Source organism: Treponema bryantii (assembly GCF_900111035.1).
GTDB classification, from domain to species: domain Bacteria; phylum Spirochaetota; class Spirochaetia; order Treponematales; family Treponemataceae; genus Treponema_D; species Treponema_D bryantii_C.
In genome coordinates, this window is the sequence record NZ_FOFU01000011.1 from 64,362 (window position 1) to 86,009 (window position 21,648).

Sequence of the window (21,648 nt, forward strand, 5' to 3'; positions counted from 1 at the left end):
TTACAAAAGTTATTTATTATCATTATTATATGGTGATTCTTTTTTCCAGTTATCTGGATTAAGAATATCATCATGAACAGAATACCACTGATCATTAGTAATTTTAAATGTATTTTTACTATGTGCATCAGGTGACCATGTATTAACGAATGCAACAAATACCTTTTCTTTTTCTTCAGGTCTATTAATTTTTTTTCCTGTGAATGGATTTATTGCTTCATCATTTATATCTTTAATAGCAAGTGCAGGTGTATCTGCATTTGTCATAAAAGAAGAATCTGTTTTTAAAGTACCATGTGCATTAAAATCTTTTACCAGTAAAAGAGGATTATAAGCTTCAATTCGGAATGGTAAGTTTGCTTTTCCCTGTTCTGGACAAATATGATTGTCTAAAGGAGCTCCATGATCTGCAGTAATAATAATTCTTGTATTATCATAAAGGTTTTCTTTTTTTAGATAATCAAAGAAATCTCCAAGACGTTTTAAAGCAGCAGAGTTTGCGTGATAATGAACGTCTTCTGCAAATATACCAGAGCCTTTATTTGTTACTTCAGAGAGAGGTGTATAATCTGGAGCCTGTAAATAATTTGGTTCATGAGTCAATTCGTTTACAAAATACACGAAAGATGGTTTATCAGAAGTTGAATCTGTTAATTCCGGTAGGAAATCCAATGCGGCATAATTGTTTACAACATCCTGTAGATTTCCTAAAGTTTTGTTTGTATTCCACCAGAAGCCATCATTATAAATTGAGTCTCTAAAATAAAGTGGCATAACTTTTAAGAAACTGAACCAGATAAAGTTACGTTTAAGTAAATCACTTCTGGCAGTAGAAGAAGCAGCTTCTGGATGTCGCTTTAACCAGGTGTCTGTATAAACTCTGATTGTTGGATGTACATTAATATAAGGATAATCCTTATAAATTCTCAAATCAGAAATCCAGCTGTAGTTAGCCCATGACATATCTGTGATAGCTACATCATAACCTTCGTTATGGAATACTTCTGCGAGTGCAGTAATAGATTCATTATGTTTATCAACAAGAGCTTCGTCTTTTCTTTCATTAAATTCATAAGGAGTATAATCATATCCACCATACATAGGAGGTGCTCCAATTATTGTATGATCTGCATATGATACAGTGTTTGGATAATATGTGAATCCATCATATTTATCGTAGAGGTCTTTGCTTTCTTCAAAAATATATGGAAGGAATCCATTTACAGCACGGTCAAGCATAATAACAAATACATTTTTCAGAGTCTTGCTAAGGTGAAAAATAGGTTCAATATTCGTGCTTGAAGTTATAGCATCATTATTCTTTTTTAATTCTTTTAACTGTTTGTAGCTTTTAGAAATAGTAACACTATGTACAATTGAAATTCCAACGAATGCAATTACAAGAACAGATGCAACTGTTGAAACCCATTTAGATTTCTTAAAAATTAGTAAACAAATAATTATTATTGCAGGAATAAGTAAGATTGTAAGGTTTATTAATGCAGATAAAGTTGAAGGTTTTAAAGCACCAGCATCAGAGAAAGTAATAATGTTTGAAAGATTTCCGTAATGTCCACCAAAAACAAAAGCATTAATAACAGCTCCAAAACAGAATAAGGTTCCAAATATAGTCATTAATGTTTGAGTTTTTTTACCAAACATAAAGTAAATACAGCAAGGCCAGAAAACACAAAAACCAATTGACTGCCATAAAGAATGACGCAGGAAATAGAATGGCGAATTGTATTTATCTACAAAAGAGAACTCCATTGGAGATGAAGAAATAACATAAGATGGAAGGGTAGAACCTACTAAAACAGCCAGTGCTATTCCTGTTATTATAAACAAACGTGTTCGTTCAGTTTTATTGTCGGCGATAAACTTAAACGGTTTCTTTACAAGCCAATCAATACACTTAATCAATAATGGAGTAAAGAACACAATAGAAAGAACAGACATAAGCATCATTCTTCTGTATAAGAATCCGTGATGCTTAAACAAAAGATACCAGTCTGCTCCAAGAACAATCAAACAAAGACATGCATAAAGAACAATAAGAGGATGCTTCATCTTATAAAAAATATTTTTTACAAGACTAAAAAGATTATTCATTGTCCAATAAATTACCAGACCACTTGGTGAATTATAGAGAAGGAACAGAAATACAAGAGCTGTTACATAAATCTGTATTTTTTCTTTGATTGGATGACCTTTACTATAAATGGTTCCAGAAATAACATTAATTAAGGTCATTGCAATAGGAAGAACATTTATATTAAAGTTTCCGATTTTAAATAATGAATCTGGAGCTCCCAAATCCTTAAAGATATAGAAACTGAATCCACGTAATTCTTCCAGATTACTCAAAAATCTGTAAGCTGCAATAAAAAATGGGATTTGAATTGCAAGACTGATAGAAGAACGAAGGGCCATCATTGGATGATAATGATTCTGTCTGTAATAAGTAGAAAGAATCATGTATTGTTCATCACCTTTAAATGCAGCCTTAATTCTGTCGATTCCAGATTTTAATTTTGCCTGAGTCTGTCGTTCTGTTTCCTGCCATTTTTCAGCAATGATATAAAGAGGAAGACATAAAAATGAAACTCCAAAACTTACAATGAATAATGCGTATCCGGAATTTTTAAAAACTTTCCATCCAACAAAATATATTAATTCAACCAACTGATATAGTGGATAAATGATTACTGAATATAATAAATCTAGCATTATAACCTCGAATTATTCATATTATACTTACTATAGTAAAAAAAGTCATTTAGTTTGTTCAAAATCAACATGAGACCAGTTTTCATTCTTGAAAATATCATCATGTACAGTAATCCATTCTTCTGGTTTTACAGTATATTGCTTATCATCTCTTGTTCTAAGACTTTGCATTGGGGCTGTAGAAATCTTTACATAATCGTTTTTATTCTGAACTTTCATTGGATTATGTGTAAATGGATTTACTGGATTATCATTAATATCTTTAAGCGCAAGAACCGGAGTATCTGCATTAGTCATAAAGGTATTATCAATAGTCATTTTTCCTTTTGAATTAAAATCTTTAACTAAAAGAACTGCCTGCAATTCTTCTTTTGTTTTTAAGAAGCCCTGATTATTTTCAAATAAGCCTGAGTCAGCAGGGTTACCATGATCAGAAACAATAATAATTCTGGTATTATCATAACAATCATTTTCTCTAAGATAATCGAGATACTCTCCAAGTCTAAGAAGCATTGCCGTATTTACATGATATGTAGAATCATTCTCAAATATGCCAGTTCCAGGATTTGTGATTTTATCTACTGGTACAAATTCTGGAGCTTGTAAAAGACCATAAGTGTGAGTTAATTCATTATCAATAAGAGTAAATGTATTGTTTGTTGCATTAAAATCAGTAAGCTCTGGAAGATAATCTAAAGGTGCATACGCATCAACCATGTATGCTTCATGTCTAAAAGGATTACTCAATAATCTGTAGCCACAACCATAAACAATTACTCTAAATGGAGGATTTACCAGCTTAAACAGACTAAAGAACAAAATATTTCTTTTTAGCAAAAATGATGTCTGTGCTTTTGGAGTCATATTATGTTCTTTATACCAGTAACTGGTATAAGGTCCCTGTGTTATAACACGATTAATATTTGGTAGATTTTCATAAATCTGTTCTACAGGCTGAAGATTGTAATTTTCATAAGGTAAATTTGATACAGTAACATCATAACCTTCATCTGTAAAAAGAGTTGGCATTACTAAAAGACTTTCGTTATGTTTTTCTCGAATAGAAGTTTCTGTTCTTTTGTTAATTTCCCATGGTGTAAAATCGTAGCCGCCAAAGAGACCTGGTGCACCCAATGTTGTATAAAAAGACATTGAGATAGTGTTGGGATAATAAGTAAAACCATCATATTTTTCTTCAAGTCCTGGAATTTCTGCAAAAATATTGTGAAAAATACTGCTTACAGCACGGTCGACCATAAATACAACTACATTCTGTTTTTCTTTAGAAAGGTGGAATTGAGAATCAAGTTTTGTAATCTGCTGTGGTGGAGTAGAACCTTTAAAATTGTTATTGATATGAATTAAATTTGTTAAAGCTGTAACAGATACACTTATCAATACTATAATTGAAACATAAAAAGGAACAACAGTTTTCTTTTTAAGAAATATGATTATAAAAGCGAAAACAGCAATAGTAAGAATAATATTCAAAATCATTAAAGGCATAGAAAGCATAAAACTTTGTGCTTCATCCATTAATGAAAAATCAACATTCATAAGACCGTAATTACCTGAAAAAGCAAAACAGTTTAAAATACCAATAAATGCAAATGATACTCCAAGGAAAGCAAAAATATCTTTTACTTTAGCGGGAAAAAGTGCATATAGACATACAGGCCAGAAAACAAAAAGACCTAAAGCCTGCGTAAAAGAATGAAAGAGGAATGGAAATGGAGTTGTATAGGAATCAATATAAAAATAATCAGAAGAAGAGGAATCAATAATAGTTGCAGGAATTGTAAGACCAGCAGTGACAGCTAAAGTGATTGCTGAAATAACAAAAAGTCCAGCCCTAAGTTTAGTGTTTTTATCTAGTTTCTGAAGACAATTGCTTATAAACCAGTTAATACCTTTTAAGATGAAAGGAATAAATATTACAATTACAGTTGCAAATAGTACAGCAGTAATGAAATATTGATTTTTTGTAGTAAATATCCAGATGCTTGCAAATACAAAGAAAACACAGAATAGAATATATAAGACAGTTAATGGCTTTTTCATTTTATAAAAAATATTTTTTACAAGAGAAAAAACATTATTCATTGTCCAGTAAAGTACAAGTCCAGATGGAGAGGTATATAATAATACAAGAAAAACAGCAGCCGTAATATAAATCTGAAGCTTTTCTTTTATTCCATGTCCCTTAGAGTAAATAGTACCAGAAATACAGTTTATAAGAGTCATGGCAATTGGAAGAATATTAATACTGAAATTTCGAATTTTGAACATGGCATCAGGAGAGCCCATATCTTTTATAAATAAGAATGAATATCCTTTAAGGGCATCTACATGAGAAAGAAAAGAATAAGCTGCAATAAAAAAAGGAATCTGAATAAGTAAACTAAAAGAAGAACGTAATGCCATAATAGGATGGTAATGATTCTGACGATAATAAGTTGTAAGAATCATGTATTGTTCATCTTTTTTAAAAGCTTTCTTTATTCGGTCCACACCTGGTTTCAATTTAAGCTGGATTTTTCGTTCCTGCTCCTGCCATTGTTCTGCAACAATATATAAAGGGAGACAGCACAGAGTAACAACAAGGCTTAATCCAATTACGGCAAGTCCCTCATTTGATATTTTAGTAAAGAAGTTGAAAAATAATTCAAGAATAGTTTTTATAGGCGAGATTATAAGATTAGATAAAAACATATAATAGATAATAATAGATTTAGTTGAAAGTTACAAGTTTAACAGTTTTCTGAAGTGTGGTTTAGTTTTTTTGATAATAAAAGGGTTTATCCAGGAGAAAATTATGAGGAATTTACAGAATTTTATTCCTGATGAAGCAGATTTTTTATTCGTATTGGTCTTTCGTAAGAATCTTATTCTTGAAAATTCATAGTTAATTCTGCTGAAACTTGCTTTACGGTAAATAGTCATACCTTCACCAACAGAACCACCACATAAATGAATTATTTTAGTGTCAGGAATTATACGGCGTTCAAGCCCTGCAAGCTTCATTTTGTATTGAAGGAATGTATCTTCATAATACAAGAAAAAATCTTCATCGAATCTGGCATATTCATCATTTTTCAAAAATATATCTGCACCAGTAATAAAATCAATTTGACCATATTCTTCTTTTGCAAAATGATTTTTATGCATATTTTTGAAACGGAGAATGGTTCCTAATGTAAGATAGACATTACCAATATTTAATTTAATCAGATCTAAAAGTTCGCTCTTAAGAGAAGGAAATGTGCCACCGCTATGAATGAATCGTTCATTTGCATCTAAAAGCATTCCACCAATAGCACCAAGCTTATCTTCTTGATGGGCTTCAAAATAATCATAAAATATTTTTACAGCATTGTTTAACAGAAGGGTATCACTGTTAAGGTAGAAAATGTATTTACCCTGGGCAACGTCTAACGCTCTGTTATTTGCAGCTCCAAAACCAAGATTCTTTCCGTTTGCAATAACACGAACTTTCGGGTAGTCGCGGGAAAGCATTTCTAAAGATCCATCTGTTGAGCCGTTGTCTGAAACAAGGATTTCATATTCTACTTCTGAAGTATATTTGTAGATTGAATCTATACAGTTTTTGAGAAAGTCTTTTGTGTTGTAATTAACGATTATTATGGAGACTTGCATGTTTAATCTTTGATTTATATGAATTTATTATAAGGTAGTATCGAGGTGAATTCAAGATTGAATAATACTTAAGATATAAGGTATAGTTATTTTAATGTCATCATTTACAAAATATATTCTAAAGCATAAAGATATTCCTGTTCTCAAATTTGAATCTGATGGAGAAAATATTGTTTCCGTAGATGAGGTTTTGAACAAAGAACATCTGCCTTTAGCATTACAGAGTTTTGAAGTTGAACAAAAAACTCTTACTGATGTAATGAGAAAATGGTGGCAGGGAAGAGCAATTCCAGAGAGCAGACAAAATCTCAGCGAAGCCAGGGAAACTTTAGGGAATATCAGTATTGCATCTTTAGTAACCAAGAGTATGGGATTAAGTCTTTCAGATCATTATTGGGCACATCCAGTTGAACTCAATCTATACTGGAAAGACGTTAATTTTTTTGAAAATGAATTTTCTGAAGATGTAGGCCGTGCTCTATTTGGTATATGGGGAAATGATGGGCACGAAATCAATCCGATTTCTCCAGACAATACTTCTGATGGCTGGTTGAAAAAACGCTGGATTATTAATAATAATCAGAGAATTCTTGTTAAGGGTGGAACCGGTCTTGAACAGCAGGAACCATTCAATGAAGTATTAGCTACAGAGATTTGTACACGTCTAAATATTCCATGTGTAAAGTATTCATTGATTACAGAAGGATTTAATTACTATTCTTCCTGTCAGAATTTTCTATCAAGCGATTTAGAATTTGTTCCTGCTTCGTATATTTATAATCTAAAACCATTTTCAGGGGGCTTATGGGATAAGTTTTCTCATTTTAAGGATTGCTGTACAATTGCCGGAATTAAAGATCTGGAATCAATAGAACGCGATATAACTCAAATGCTTTTTGTTGATTTTATAATTGCAAATATCGACAGACATTGGGGCAATTTTGGTTTTATACGCAATTCAGAAACTCTGGAATGGAAAAGCCTAACTCCTGTCTTTGATTCAGGCTCTTCAATGTTTTATAAAGTGCCTACACCTGCGTTATCAGATGTAAAAATTGTTTCATCACAATATATAACAGCAAGACCTTTTGGTTACAATCAAAAAGATCAGTTAACAATTTTGCCTGTAAAACAATATTGTAATTCATTTCCTATGGAATCCTTAAATGATATTTCTGATTGGTTTGAAAAATTATTAAAAGCCAATGATAATATGACAGAGAAAAGGCGATTAATGTTATGCCATCTACTTAAACAGCGGGTTGAGGAAGCTGGAAAAGTAATGTAGAACTTAAAATCTCTAAATTTTTAAAAGAAATACTTTAATAAATCTGAGCCAAAATAGTTTCTTTGATGGATTTCTTACCCAATAAATATCAGAATAATTCTTTTTGAATAATGAAATTGCTTTAAAAGGATTATGTAAAAGGGCAGTGTAATATTCTTTTGATTCATTTATTGAACTTAAAAAAGCAGGATTTGAAGTCCGTTGTTCTAATTCACTTGCAAATTCAATTTTTTGTTTATATTCTTCTTTTATATTTTTTCGTTGTTGTAAAGCATTTTTTATAGATGCAATAATTTTATATTTTTTTGTAACAGTCTGGTTAGTTCCATGCTGTCTATATAATAATACTTTTTTATTTGTATATGTACATCCATTATTTATTGCTGCAATAGAAGCTGCCCACCAGTCATGATAAAGACAGCAATCAGGTATAGGTATGATTTTGTTGGCTATGTTTTTTTTGATCATCATAGCAGTTCCCTGGGCAAAATTGCCATATAGCAGTTTCTTAAAAGTTGCTTCATTCTGCTCTGGTAGATTAAAATTAGAAAGACATTCATATGTAGTTATATTCATTTTGTTGCCATCTTTATCAATTAAATCAGCATTTCCACACACAAGATCTTTATCTTTAATTTCATTTATGAGAATTTCAAGATGATTAATAGTCCATATGTCGTCCTGATCACAAAATGCAATATAATCACCATGGCACATAGAAATTAATTGTTCAAAGTTCTTTTTGAATCCTAGATTATTTTCATTAATAATGATTTTAATTCTTTTATCTTTTGCTGCATATTGATTTAGAATTTCAACTGTATTATCTTTTGAACAATCGTCAGAAATTATAAGTTCAAAATCAGTATAAGTCTGTTCAAGAATAGATTCTATCTGTTCTGCTACAAATTCGGCACCATTATATGTGGCCATTGCGATGGATATCATATAGACCCCTTAATCTTTAGGAGTAAAGCTGTGTCTGGAATTGAAGTTGACCAGCCTTTATTTGAAACTTTTTTAATTTTATTAGAAAGATAATAAACAGGATCCAATAAAAGCTGTAATCTGAATCTTGTGAGTTTTGAACGTGAAAAAATACAATCATAATATTTTTGAGAAAGCATTTTTTTATCTAATAAATATTGATATGTATTTTTTAGTTCATTCAATAAGATATCATGCCATTTGGAATTAACTTGTGTTGAAATACCAGATGAAGACTCATACCATATAAAGAAATTTTCATTTGAATTATTAAAATCCATATAAGAGATTTTTTCATTATTGGCAAGCATTAAAAAAATAGAATAATCTTCAGCATATTTTACAAATTGAGATAAAGTTTGAATATATGATTTTATTATATCTGTGTTGTAAATTACACTGGCACCTAGAAGAGAATCTCGTCGGGCAAAATAATTTCTTTTAATAATATTTAATTTTTGCTTTTTATAAGGTCTTAAGTCTTTGGGATTTGCCAAATTATTAAATAAAGAAACTTTATTATTTTCATAACTATAATAAGCGGTTCGTCCAAAATAAACAGAAGCCTTATTTTGTTTTATAAATTCATAAGCATTAGAAAGTGAAAAGTCACTATAGAAGAAATCGCCTGGACTTATAGGTTTTACATATTTGCCTGAGCAGTTATTTAACCCTGAAATAAAATTCTTTACAGTCCCTTGATTTTCTTTATTATCTACTAGCTTATAATTATTAAAATTGTGATTTTGAAAAAAGTTTTTGATGTCTTCAAAATTATTTTGTTTAGATCCATCATCTGCAATAATAATTTCAAAAGAAACGTTTTTTTGTTGAATGATGGATAATAAAGTTTCTTTTGTTTTCGTTAAATCAGAGTTATATGTTACAAATAAAATTGATAATGTTATTTCTTCATACATAGTTTTTAGTATAATATATAAAACAAAATTAATCTTTATTTTTTTATTAACAAATGATAAACAAAACGTAAGTGATTAAAATTCATATTGTAAATCTGATGAAAAATATACGAATAAAGATTTTTCATAAAAAAATTTAAAATAATTCACCAATAGAAATATTCATTTGAACAATACAATAATTAAATGAAAATTGAATTTTTTTTGCTTCACTAGAAGTTCTAGAGCTGACATAAGTGTATTTTATAAACTTGACTACACATTACATTATAATAATGTGTAATTACAAAAATCATTAAAATATTGTGGAGAACTTCTATATTTGAATATTTAAGGTTTTAGAATCAATTAAATTATTAATCATAATTTAGTTTTTTCCCATGACGTAATCAAATGCTAATTTCATATTCTTTTTAAACGCTGCTTGCCCAAAAAGAGAAACAGCTTTATTTCTTATATAATTATTATCAAAGGTAATATCCCCATTTAAAAAATCATTACAAGCATTCGCTAATCCTTTATAATCACTGATTGGTACAATTCTACCAATTGTATCATCAACATAATCTTCTACACCGCCACAACGTGTAGAAAAAATTGGTAATCCACTAGTAGCGGCTTCTAAAGTACAAACGGGTAAACCTTCTTCTATACTGCTTAATACAAAAGCATCACATTTATTATATAAGTGTGGTATTTCCTCTCTGGAAATGGATCGAATTAATGTCGTTTTTGATGCAATTGATAATTCTTTAACTTTTTTTTCAAATGCTTCAGTATGCGTATCATAACCGATTGATGCTCCATAACCTGCTATAATGATTTTAAAATCTTTTTCTGCAATCTTATTTAATTCTTCCATTGCTTCAAAGAATAATGGATAATTTTTTGCTAAGTTATTTCCAGCAACAATTAAAAATGTTTTTATTGTGTGGTTGTCTTTTGATAATGTAAAATGAGATTCATCACAATAATTTCTAACAAGAAACGTTCTTGGAAGTTTTACTCGTTGGAATGCAATTTGTCTAATTTTATCATTACTAATTGCAAGAAATGCATCTGCACTTTCAATTGCATCTACTGTTGCGTCAGATAAAGTTGTTCCTGGCCAAGGAAATGGCGCATGTTCAGCAGTAATATGTGGTACATTATAAACATCGGAAAATGTCTTTCCCAAAGTTACAAGATCTTGTGTTGTTAGTGAATATACACAATCAAAATGAGGTAAAAGTGATTTCTTGTAAAGTCTAGAGATATTTGAAAAACGTATTTTATTTTCAGATTTTAATTCAAGTTTTCCAATACCCTCTCGAATTTGACCTTTTCTTTTTTTAATTTTAAAAATAATATATGGGATTAAAAAAAATTTAACAGAAACAAATTTTAAATAATATTCTTGTAAGCCATTATCATTTTTTATAAAAGAGATAGACGGTTTTGTTTTTCCTAAAAACATAAATAAAAGATATTTAAGAAAGAAATATTTATTCTCAACAGTTCGCAATACAACAAAATTATAATGTTCTTGAAGTATTAAAGCTTGTTCTCTAAAAAATGTTCCTTGAAATGGTTTTTCTTTAGATGGATACCAAGAAGGAATCATTAAAATTGTTTTTTTTGTTTGCATTGAAAATCCCCATTTAAAAAATTATTTATGTAATTTACTATTTAAAAATAAGTATATTTTTCTATAAAGATAAAAAAACTTAAAGCTAAAAGTATTATTTGAATATTTTTTTCTATATGAAGTAATATAATTAAATGATAACAAATCTTTATTGTTTTCTAGAAGTACATAAATTTTATTTAATTTATTTTTTATTAAATCATCAAATTCTTTTAACTCTGAAAGAGAAACATATTTTGTAAAATCAATAAGATAATAATGGTATATAGTTGTACAACGTTCTAATAATTTTTGTTCTATATATGTTATATTAGCGTCATTAATTATATCTAAATGTGTTAGGTAATCATTTATAATTTTTTTAACGACTTTTATTTCCATCCAAATATTCTTTGCATGAGCTTCTGGACTAACTGTTTGTCCATTACGTCCAACAAGATATCTATAAACAGGTTTATTAAAATATATAAAAGTTTTAATATTTGCCATTGGAAGAAATATCCATTCCTGGTCTGTGTAAGAAATACCTTCAGACTGAAAATAATCCAATCGTTTTATATTTTCAATTTTATAGGATACAGCATGCATCGAAAAATAAGGTATTATATTACATGAAAATGAATCAATGGAATTTTCAATTTTCGTAGGAAAAGGATATTTTAGTGACCAAAAAACTTTTCCATCAGGATCTACTTCATCAAAATCAGAAATGATTAAATCAGCGTCAGTATTCTCCAAAAGAGAAATATATTCCTCAAAATTATTTGTATAAAAAGTATCATCTGCATCAAGAACTTTAACATATTTGCCATGTGCAATTTTTAACCCGGCATTTATACATGATCCATAATTTCCATTTATTTTATCAATAACAATAAAAGTCTCTGGATATTTTTCCTGAAAACTATGGGCAATTATTGAAGTATTATCTTTACTCCCGTCATTTATAATTAAAACTTCAATTTTAGATAAAAAACTTGGCGATACCAACAAACTGCTACAGCATGCAGCTATATAATTTTCCATATTATATGACGGAATGATAATTGATAAAATCTTTTTCATTTTTTCTTCTCCTAAATATCGTTTTCAATAGATAAAACATTGCTTATAACATCATCCATATCATAATATTTATATTCTGCTAAACGTCCACCAAAAATAATATTCTTAGAAGCTTCAGCAAGTAATTTATATTTTTTATATAAATCATTATTTTTTGAATTATTAACAGGGTAAAATGGTTCCATTCCATCTTTCCATTCTGTAGAGTACTCACGTGTGATAATTGTAATAGGATTATTATATGTTGGATTTTCAGGTTCAAAATGTTTATGTTCAATTATACGGGTATAAGGGATTTCTGCTTCTGTATAATTTATAACGGCATTGCCCTGATAATTCTGAATTGCTAATTTTTCTGTCTCAAAACGAACTGTACGATATTCAAGTTTTCCATATTGATAATCAAAAAATTCATCAATTTTTCCTGTAAAAACTATTTTCTTAGCGATGTTTTCAAAATAATTTCTATTTTCAAAAAAATCTGTATTTACTTTTGTTTCAATTCCGTCTAATAAAGCCTCAATAAGTTTATTATATCCACCTATTGGAATTCCTTGATAAGTATCATTGAAATAGTTATTATCAAAAGTAAATCGAACTGGAATACGTTTTATAATAAAAGAGGGCAGTTCTGTACATTTTCTTCCCCATTGTTTTTCTGTGTAACCTTTAATAAGTTTTTCATAAATATCACGACCTACTAAAGTTAATGCTTGTTCTTCTAGATTTGCAGGATCTCTTCCATGTAACAAACATACAGCTTCTTTTTTTTGTTCTTCAATCTTTTTAATTGCTTCCTCAGGTGTTCTTACATGCCACATTTGATAAAATGTATTCATGTTGAATGGAAGATTATATAGTTCCCCTTTATAATTTGCAACGGGAGAATTTGTATAGCGATTAAATGGTACAAAAGAATTTACAAAATTCCAAACATCTTTATTTGAGGTGTGAAATATATGAGCACCATATTTGTGTACATGAATACCGTCTATATTTTCACAATAAATATTTCCACCAAGATGTTTTCTTTTATCAATTACTAAACATTTTTTACCATGCTGTTTTGCTAGGTATGCAAATGTAGCTCCATATAAACCAGAACCAACTATAAGATAATCATATTTCATTTTTTTTCCTCTTTTGTAGTAAATCCATTAAAAGTGTATTTCTAAAAAGAATCAATACTGTTCCATAAATTATAATTCCAATAATAATAGAAATAAATAAACTTGAAATTGAATTTTGTAATGTTTCTGAAACAAAGAATACTACAATTGACATAAATATAGTTGCTATAATGCTTTGAAAAATATTTGGAAGTATTTTATTCCAGATAAAATATTTGCGTGCAAAAATAAACTGGAAAATTGTTACTGATGATTCAGCTGTTAAGGTTGCAATTGCTGCTCCTAATGCTCCATAAATAGGAATTAAAATATAATTCAGAATAAAGTTAGAAACAGCTCCAATAAGAACAGAATATAAAGTAATTTTTTCTTTTCCTAATGGCATAAACATTTGCACACCAATTAAATTGCTGATAGAAATAGCCAAGATAATTGGATTCATAATTTTCATTACAGGAATTGCATCTGAATATTTTAAACCACAGAAAAGTAAAATAGTAGGTTTTGCAACTAATGAAAGTCCTATGGTGCATGGTAAAGCTAAAAGAATAGTTACATTAAAAGATTTTGATAAAAGAGATGTGAAGCTATCGTTGTCTTTCTTAGAAATATAATAGGATAAGCGAGGTAACAATACTGTAAGAGCAGATGCTATAACAGATACAACCAATTTATTAATTTTAGTAGCTGCACTATAAAAGCCTACTTGTTCATCATTTGATAAGAAACCTAACATACTTGTATCTAATAAGGTATAAATACTTATTGCAACAGTCATAGAGAATAAAATGAAAATAGGTTTTATGTGTTTTTTTATTTCAAGTTTAATTTTTTGGTTAATAATTATATATTTCCTTAAATGAACAAAATTACAAATGTTTGATCCTACTGATGAAAAAACTGCAATTCCAGCATATATTAATATATCATCACTTGATTTTACAAATGAAAAAAGAAGAATCATGCTTAAGATTTGAAAAATAAAAGAACGTAAAGCAATATATATAAATTCTTCTAGTGCTGTATACAGCCATTCAACTCCTATTGTAGTAAAGAGTAAAGAACAACTAAAAATTATTATTAAATTACGATATTCATGGAATTTTGGTATTAAAAAAATTGAAATGAATAATAATAGATATGCACTTATAGTAGATATTATATTAATTGTAAAGATTTCTTTAAATAATTGTGTCAGTTTTATTTTATTATCTTTTATTTTTGCAGCTTCTCTTATTCCATAAGTTGAAATTCCAAGAGCTGCTATTATTGCAAAATAATTAACAATAGATTGAGAAAAATTTACTTTTCCTAAACTAACCGGACCAAGGATTCGACTTGAATAAGGAAAAGTAATTAGAGGGAATATTAATCCTAATATTGCTCTAATTGAATTTATTGTGGCATTAAGTTTTAAATTATTTTTGTTCTTAAACAACATATTAAAAAAAATCCAAAAGATTAATAGTTATTTATTGTATCAATTATATAGTTTACTTGTTCATCTGTTAAACATGGACTCATAGGTAAACTCAATTCTTGAGCATGAATTTTTTCTGTCATAGGCAAACAAATTGAATTCCATTTTTTATAACATTCCTGCTTATGAGGAGGAATAGGGTAGTGAATATTTGTTCCAATACCATTTGATTCCAAATATTTCTGAAGCTCATCACGTTGTTCACATAGAATTGGGAACAGGTGGAAAACATGCTGATTCCAATCTGAAATCTTAGGAAGAACAATCTTTGGATTTTTAATTCCTTCAATATATTTCTTTGCAACAGATTTTCTTAAGGCTACATCTTCATCAAGATGTCTGAGTTTTACATCAAGAATTGCGGCCTGAATTTCGTCTAAGCGGCTATTTCTACCGCAATACTGGAATACATATTTCTTCTGACTGCCATAGTTTGCAAGGCTATGAATCGCTTTTGCAAGCTCTACGTCGTTTGTTGTAACAGCACCTGCATCACCTAATGCACCAAGATTTTTACCTGGATAAAAACTGTGTCCAGCGGCATCACCAATAGAACCAGTTTTTTTACCATTGAACATGCATCCATGCGCCTGTGCATTGTCTTCAATAAGTTTAAGATTATATTTTTTACAAAGTTCACCAATCTTATCTGTATATGCACACCGTCCGTATAAGTGAACTATTATAATAGCTTTTGTTTTAGCTGTAATTTTTGATTCAATTAAAGAATCATCAATTTGATATGTATTTATATTCGGTTCTACTAAAACTGGAATAAGTCCATTTTCTGTTATAGATAAAATTGTAGCAATATAAGTATTAGCTGGAACAATAACTTCATCCCCTGGTTTCATTATTCCAAGTTCAATGTATGCGCGGAAAATCCATATGAGTGCATCTAATCCATTAGCGCAACCTATACAATATTTTGTGCCAATGTAATGTGCATAGTCAGTTTCAAACTTTTCATTTTCTTTTCCCTGAAGATACCAGCCACTGTCTATAACTCGTAATGCTGCTTCGTGGATTTCATCTCTATATTTATTTGTCACATCTTTTAAACTTAAAAAAGGTACTTGCATTTATTTTCCTCTATTTTGCTTCTAAAATTCGTTCAATCGCTTGTGAGCAATCTAATGTATGATATGCTGGATAAAGAGCATGCATCATTTGTGCATTACACCTTAATGATATTGTTCTACTATCTTGTTTGGTTAAAAAATGCCAGTAACGATAAGTATATCCAATCCAAAAAAGTGATTCTGTATCATACGTTGTTCCGGTTTTAAGATCTGGTTTTTCTTCCATTACATCGTAAAGTAAATTTTCTTCTCCCATCCATTGAGTTCTGTCATAAGATAAATCAAAAAAACTTGCAGTTTTACTTTGCATATAAAAATCTATGAATTCCTGACTTGAAAGATTTTTTTTTGCAGAAAGTTCAAACATTTTTCCTTGTACTGCACAAAGTTGGCGTTCGAATTGAGAGAGTGTATGAAGATTATTCATTGATAATTTCATCGAAATATTTTCCCTCCCTGCGATATTGTTTGCAAATCTCATCTGCAAGAGAGATTCCAGTTTTTCTGTTTTCTTCACTTTTTATAATCAACTGATTTTTCTGTTCCGCTGTTAATTTATGTTCATTTATAACTCGGATTGAATCACATGCTTTTTGGGTTATTGCAACATATTGAATGCCAAGTTTTAATGCTGAAAGACTTTCAACAAGAGCAACATCAGTAATCGCTCCATCAAAGAATCTGTCTAGTACAACAAACATTCTGTCATTTGCTATATAACCTTTAAAGACATCAATCTGATTTTTGTATGATTCATAATTTTTATACAATTGGGGTGCACTATCTTTATTTAATCGTCCTCTATTAAAGGCTACAAATAGAGCCCAGTCAAGATTTAATGGGATTTCTTTTATAGTTAAATTACTAGTATTTAATTCTAATTCATAAAGAGTTGCATTTTCATAATTACAAATCAAAGTTAAAGGTTGTTCTTGTTCTGTTCCCATATAAAAACCTTTACCAAAATCGCATAAAGATCTGCTTATAGGCTGGATTTTATCATTGAGACCGTTTTTTGAACCATGAAATAATTTTATTCGTTGATTTGAAATCATATTAGAATATTTTAAATAACTAAACTTATAACGTCAAGGGAATTAAAAGTATTAAATTTTATGAGCTGGATTTCCAATCCAGGTTTCTCCTGCTGGAACATCTTTTGTTACAACACTTCCAGCTCCAATCATTGCATTTTCACCAATTGTAATACCACATAAAATGGTAGCATTAGCACCTATACTGGCCCCTTTTTTTATAATTGTTCGTTGTAATTTCCAATCTGGATTTTTGGAACGTGGGTATAAATCATTTGTAAAAGTTGCATTTGGACCTATAAATACATTGTCTTCCAGTGTAATGCCATCCCATAATTGAACACCACTTTTTATTGTTACATTATTTCCAATAATTACATCATTCTCGACTAATGAATTTGCACAAATATTACAGTTTTCTCCAATTTTCGCATTTGGAAAAATAACACAGAATTGCCAAATATTTGTAGATTCAGGGATTTTTGCTTTACAGTCGGATAAATTATGAATCATTATAATTCCTCACTTGCTTTATTTGCACAAATATCTACTGAAAAAACTCGATTTTTATTTATAAGAAAATAAATAGGTTTTAGTAGTAAATCAAAAATTCTATCAAAAATAATAGATGTTATAAAAGTTAGAATAATAAAAAAAAGAGAATAAAATAAAAAAATTAGCAAGTTTGATTTTGCAATGTATTGAAGATTAAAAAAGCTTGAGAAATATCCTAATATAGTATCATGTATTAAAAAGATGCCCCATACACTTTTTGATAAAAAATTTATTGATTTACTATAAAAACTTATATTCTTAAAAAAACAAAATAAGAAAAAACTTTGCAAAATTATAAATATATTACAATAATCAAATGAGTGAGATGAATTATATTTTGTTTCCAAAAGAATAATTATACTTAAAAAAATATAACATATAAGTGAATTAAGAATTGATATATTAGGATTAAATTTTTTTATTGATGATCCAATGAAATAACAAAGAATAAAGTTTATAAGAGTGTATCCATTTGAATTACCAAGTAAAGAAATAGGAGAAATTCCAGATGTTGAAATATTTAATGTATCACAAATAAAATCTTCTAATGTTGGAATAATAGAAAAAAGAATTAATATGATTAATATAAAAATATTATATTCTTTTACACTTAATTGTTTAGTTATTAGATTTAAGAATGGTGATAAAATAAAAACTGTACAATAAAACCATGCATAATAATTACGTGGAATGAAACTGCCAATAAAGGGATGAAAAGAAAAGTTATTAATTCCAACTAATATTTTTATTAAATATATAAAAACAGAATAAAATATTACAGGAATAAAAATATTAAATATTTTTTTTATGGAAACAACAGTTTTGTTACATAAAAAATATCCTGATAAAATAACAAATGTATTAACTGCACATATTGAAAAAGATTCTCCAAGTCTTGTTGTATATTTTATTAATAAAGAAGAATCTTCTGTTAATGTAAGAATATTACAAACAAATCCATTATAATGCAAAATTATTACAAATGTTATAAGAATTAATCTTAATAATTCAAAATTCGAATATCTTTGAAAAGACTTATTAGTCATTGTTTTTTAAACCTTTTAAAAATTCATCATAATTTCGAATATATTCTTTTTCATCATAGTGTTCACTAGCAAGAACAACAAGTTTACAACCATAAGAAAAATCATGCATTTCTCGCCACATGTTCTTTCCTATATACAATCCAACATCAGGCCTATTTAGTAAAACCTGTTCTCGTCTTTCTCCATCATCAAGAATAAAACGACAGGCACCATCCATAGCAATAATTATTTGTTCAAGGTCTTTATGTGCATGAAAACCACGAGATTCGTTTGGAAGGGTATCAAACATATAATAGACACGTTTGATTTCAAATGGAATATCTTTTAATGCTTCAATAGCAACAAGTTTACCGCGTTTATCGCCATGAACTGGCATATCTATTAATTTATAGTTCATTTGTATTTCCTGCCATTATTTAAAATATTAACATATTAAATGTTTAATGTCTATTTTTTATATTTTTTATAAAAATTTTAATTTAATTAAATAATCATATTAATTGATTAGATTTAAAATATATAATGAATATTCAATCCAAAAACAAAATTCAGTCGGTGTGAAGAATGCTTACCATAATATGGATTATAATTTAATGGATTATGTTCATCATTGAATACAAAGTTTAATTTCATGATTAAATCTTGAGTAGCAAAAAAAGTATAATTCATACCAAAATCAAAATTTGCTCTAATATTGGCTTCTGCAGTCCATTTCTTATTACTATAATCTTCGCTTTGTTTTCTAGAATCGATATACATTGTATAATCTAAATCTGGGTTTCTACGTTGTACGAATAATGTAAATGAACCGCTTGGATATAAGAATTCTATTCCTAAATATTGACTATTACCACCTGTGCCTATACCTGCACCTAACCATTGTCCTCTGTTTGTATGCCCTTGCAGTATTTCTCCATGACAATAGAAAGTGGTATACCAATCTATTAATCTATCATAATCTGCTGAATTTTCTAAGAAAGATACTTCTAATAGAAGTTTAATACTGTAGTGGTTTGAAAAATGAAAAGTCTTTTGAGCTCCAATTGACCATGCTTGTGTATGAAATGGGTATCTTATAATGTAATCTATATTAGGACTAAAATCATTTCTTGCCCATTCGAAATAAACTTCCATACCAATTTTTGGTAATAAATATGAGACTGTTGCTGAAAAACGCTGATCAGCAGAATCTGAATTTCCATCCATATTAGGTATATAAATGCGAAATAATGAATAAGGATTAATATTATTCCATTTCGATAACATTATTCTATTAAATCCAAAGGATAAGCCCTTAAATATATATGGAAATTCATAATTAATTGAAAAACCACTTATTAGATTGTGATTATTTTTATCATCATTATCAAACCAGTCACTTTCAGATAATTTTCCCCACCATCCGCGGAATTCAATAGAACCTAAATCCCAGCCAAAATAAGGCATAATAAGATTTGTCTTTCGTAAACCAAAATCAATTTTTGGATAAGAAGCAGCATTATTTGAATGAATAATTGGATTTAATTTTGCAGGTCCTAGCCATATAGCCTGAGTTCCAAAACCAACCGTAAAAGTTTTCCATGAATATCTGAGTTCGGTATCACCCCAATCATAATTCCAGAATGATGTATCACCAAATCTTTGTGGAGCATCTATAGAACGAACTCCATAATATCCATAGGTATCTGCTTTATCCTTAAAAGCTTCTCCAGAATAATTTGGTTGAATATATTCAAACTCCTTATTCTGACTCCAGCTAATCTGCGGTTTAAAAGTCAACTCAAATCCATATCCTTCAAGTCTCAAGCCCGCAGTAAGCGCCGTATTATAGCCGCGTCCCTGCCATAATCCGCCGTCATTTTGTCCATAAGGGGCGGCGCTGTTGTAACTGTTGAACCATTCAGGTCCGTAAATGCGGGCGGTAATTCCCTGTTTAAGGCCGCGGGTAAACCAGTTGTCTGCCGTAGCTGCCGGCTCCCACAGTGTATAAGTTGTTCCAAGGTTGTTATTTTTCCAGAGGTGTTTTGCGCTTTCTTCGCCTGGAGTGCGGACTTTTGTGAATGTACCGTCTTCGTTTTCTTCGAAGGATTCTACGTCTTTAAAGTTCCAGACGCTGTCGCTTAAGGTCCGGTAGCCCAGGGTAGGGCGTTTTACAACTCCGGTGAGGGATAAGAAATCATAATAATCTTCTTCTATGCTTTTGAGGGATTCTTGAGCATTGAGCAGAAATGAAGTCAGTAAAAGAATAGTAAAAAAGAAATGTTTTTTTGCTTTAGTCATTGTATTCTCGTTTAAATATTTTATTCATTTAGAGGAAAATATAAAAACTTGCAGTCTTCATCATAATCTGGAACTGCATATTCGAAAAACTGTTTTTCATTTGTGTTTGTTATTTCTCTAAATTGTAATGTTTCTTTATAATATTTAATTAGTTTTGGTGTGTCTATTGCAAAAACGAATAGTGCTTTACATGCAACTTTTTGTGAAACATCTTGTACAATTGGGAGTATATAATTCCAGAAAATGAATTCACCAGTTCGCATAAAATCAGAGGAATTGTCAGCTTTCTTATAACGTTCATCTACGGCAAAGTGAGTTAATTCAATAGCAGGAATTAAAAAAGAATCTCCCATATCATTATATGGTAATGTAGCAGTTTTTAATCCAAACCAGGCTGCAATTTGATGAGTTTTGGTTGATCGAATTAGATAAATTTTATTAACTTTTTTCTCTACATGTTTTTTTGAATAATTCTTTAAATACTTTTCTAATTGAACTTCATCATGTTGAGAACGAAAAGTTTTGAGTTCATAACTAAATGTATCTTGAGTAAGCTCGTCTAAATAAAATGTATTATCTTGCATTCTTAAAGAAGCCTTCCTTGCTTGCAGCTTCCTGGAATGCTTTCATGCGCTTTTCGAGATTAGGATCTGGCTTAGGAGCTTTAGCACGCATAATCTGCATGATAGCTTTCTTTCCTTCCGGACCGCGAAAAACAATACCAACTACATTCTGTTTATGCATCTGCTACCTCCTTATTTAAAATA

At 29.3% G+C, this 21,648-nt stretch carries 19 protein-coding genes; 1 reads left to right on the plus strand and 18 read right to left on the minus strand.

Annotated features, from left to right (window positions below):
- Positions 1-9: 9 nt before the first annotated feature.
- From BMY21_RS14050 to BMY21_RS14060, 3 genes are read right to left on the minus strand one after another with little or no spacing between them, the layout of a single operon-like run.
- Positions 10-2,730, minus strand: a complete 2,721-nt coding sequence (locus BMY21_RS14050) for a YidC/Oxa1 family membrane protein insertase (RefSeq protein ID WP_074645269.1) — start codon at positions 2,728-2,730, stop codon at positions 10-12.
- 45 nt (positions 2,731-2,775) lie between these two features.
- Positions 2,776-5,442: a YidC/Oxa1 family membrane protein insertase gene (locus BMY21_RS14055; protein WP_074645272.1), complete on the minus strand. Its 2,667-nt coding sequence runs from the start codon at positions 5,440-5,442 to the stop codon at positions 2,776-2,778.
- Between the two features lie 30 nt (positions 5,443-5,472).
- Entirely contained in the window at positions 5,473-6,387 is a 915-nt protein-coding gene (locus tag BMY21_RS14060) for a glycosyltransferase family 2 protein (RefSeq protein ID WP_074645275.1), read from the minus strand.
- Positions 6,388-6,481: 94 nt separating this feature from the next.
- On the opposite strand from BMY21_RS14060, the gene BMY21_RS14065 reads away from it, so the two are divergent.
- Entirely contained in the window at positions 6,482-7,675 is a 1,194-nt protein-coding gene (locus BMY21_RS14065) for a HipA domain-containing protein (protein ID WP_074645277.1), read from the plus strand.
- A 12-nt stretch (positions 7,676-7,687) separates the two neighbouring features.
- Here BMY21_RS14065 and BMY21_RS14070 read toward each other — a convergent pair whose 3' ends face one another.
- The 15 genes from BMY21_RS14070 to BMY21_RS15890 all read right to left on the minus strand — a co-directional run bounded on the left by BMY21_RS14070 (position 7,688) and on the right by BMY21_RS15890 (position 21,625).
- A complete protein-coding gene (locus BMY21_RS14070; RefSeq protein ID WP_074645279.1) occupies positions 7,688-8,623 on the minus strand; it encodes a glycosyltransferase family 2 protein in 936 nt (311 codons plus the stop codon).
- Entirely contained in the window at positions 8,620-9,582 is a 963-nt protein-coding gene (locus BMY21_RS14075; protein ID WP_074645281.1) for a glycosyltransferase family 2 protein, read from the minus strand. Before BMY21_RS14075 ends, BMY21_RS14070 begins: the two co-directional genes overlap by 4 nt.
- Before the next feature lie 367 nt (positions 9,583-9,949).
- A complete protein-coding gene (locus BMY21_RS14080) occupies positions 9,950-11,209 on the minus strand; it encodes a glycosyltransferase (protein WP_074645283.1) in 1,260 nt (419 codons plus the stop codon).
- A gap of 21 nt (positions 11,210-11,230) precedes the next feature.
- Complete coding sequence (locus tag BMY21_RS14085; protein WP_074645285.1) at positions 11,231-12,274, minus strand: glycosyltransferase family 2 protein; 1,044 nt, start codon at positions 12,272-12,274, stop codon at positions 11,231-11,233.
- Positions 12,275-12,285: 11 nt separating this feature from the next.
- Positions 12,286-13,404 (minus strand): UDP-galactopyranose mutase, encoded by a 1,119-nt coding sequence (glf, locus tag BMY21_RS14090; protein WP_074645287.1) that lies wholly within the window; start codon positions 13,402-13,404, stop codon positions 12,286-12,288.
- Positions 13,394-14,845 (minus strand): flippase, encoded by a 1,452-nt coding sequence (locus tag BMY21_RS14095; protein WP_074645289.1) that lies wholly within the window; start codon positions 14,843-14,845, stop codon positions 13,394-13,396. Before BMY21_RS14095 ends, glf begins: the two co-directional genes overlap by 11 nt.
- Positions 14,846-14,865: 20 nt before the next feature.
- Complete coding sequence (locus tag BMY21_RS14100; RefSeq protein ID WP_074645291.1) at positions 14,866-15,966, minus strand: DegT/DnrJ/EryC1/StrS family aminotransferase; 1,101 nt, start codon at positions 15,964-15,966, stop codon at positions 14,866-14,868.
- A gap of 10 nt (positions 15,967-15,976) precedes the next feature.
- The gene (locus BMY21_RS14105; protein WP_083379883.1) at positions 15,977-16,405 is read right to left on the minus strand and encodes a hypothetical protein; all 429 of its coding nucleotides are present in this window, start codon (positions 16,403-16,405) and stop codon (positions 15,977-15,979) included.
- Positions 16,386-17,021 carry a DUF3990 domain-containing protein gene (locus BMY21_RS14110; RefSeq protein WP_074645293.1) on the minus strand — a complete coding sequence of 212 codons (636 nt, stop codon included), beginning with the start codon at positions 17,019-17,021 and terminating at the stop codon, positions 16,386-16,388. The genes BMY21_RS14105 and BMY21_RS14110 overlap by 20 nt, the downstream gene beginning before the upstream one ends.
- Positions 17,022-17,072: 51 nt before the next feature.
- On the minus strand, positions 17,073-17,513 hold the full coding sequence (locus BMY21_RS16110) for an acyltransferase (RefSeq protein ID WP_074645295.1): 441 nt from the start codon (positions 17,511-17,513) through the stop codon (positions 17,073-17,075).
- Positions 17,513-18,601 (minus strand): acyltransferase family protein, encoded by a 1,089-nt coding sequence (locus BMY21_RS14120; RefSeq protein ID WP_074645296.1) that lies wholly within the window; start codon positions 18,599-18,601, stop codon positions 17,513-17,515. Before BMY21_RS14120 ends, BMY21_RS16110 begins: the two co-directional genes overlap by 1 nt.
- Positions 18,594-18,998: a sugar 3,4-ketoisomerase gene (locus tag BMY21_RS14125; RefSeq protein ID WP_074645298.1), complete on the minus strand. Its 405-nt coding sequence runs from the start codon at positions 18,996-18,998 to the stop codon at positions 18,594-18,596. Before BMY21_RS14125 ends, BMY21_RS14120 begins: the two co-directional genes overlap by 8 nt.
- A 113-nt stretch (positions 18,999-19,111) precedes the next feature.
- A complete protein-coding gene (locus BMY21_RS14130) occupies positions 19,112-20,881 on the minus strand; it encodes a capsule assembly Wzi family protein (protein WP_074645299.1) in 1,770 nt (589 codons plus the stop codon).
- A gap of 20 nt (positions 20,882-20,901) precedes the next feature.
- Positions 20,902-21,465: a hypothetical protein gene (locus tag BMY21_RS14135; protein WP_074645300.1), complete on the minus strand. Its 564-nt coding sequence runs from the start codon at positions 21,463-21,465 to the stop codon at positions 20,902-20,904.
- Complete coding sequence (locus BMY21_RS15890; RefSeq protein WP_177177768.1) at positions 21,455-21,625, minus strand: hypothetical protein; 171 nt, start codon at positions 21,623-21,625, stop codon at positions 21,455-21,457. Before BMY21_RS15890 ends, BMY21_RS14135 begins: the two co-directional genes overlap by 11 nt.
- Between the last annotated feature and the right edge of the window lie 23 nt (positions 21,626-21,648).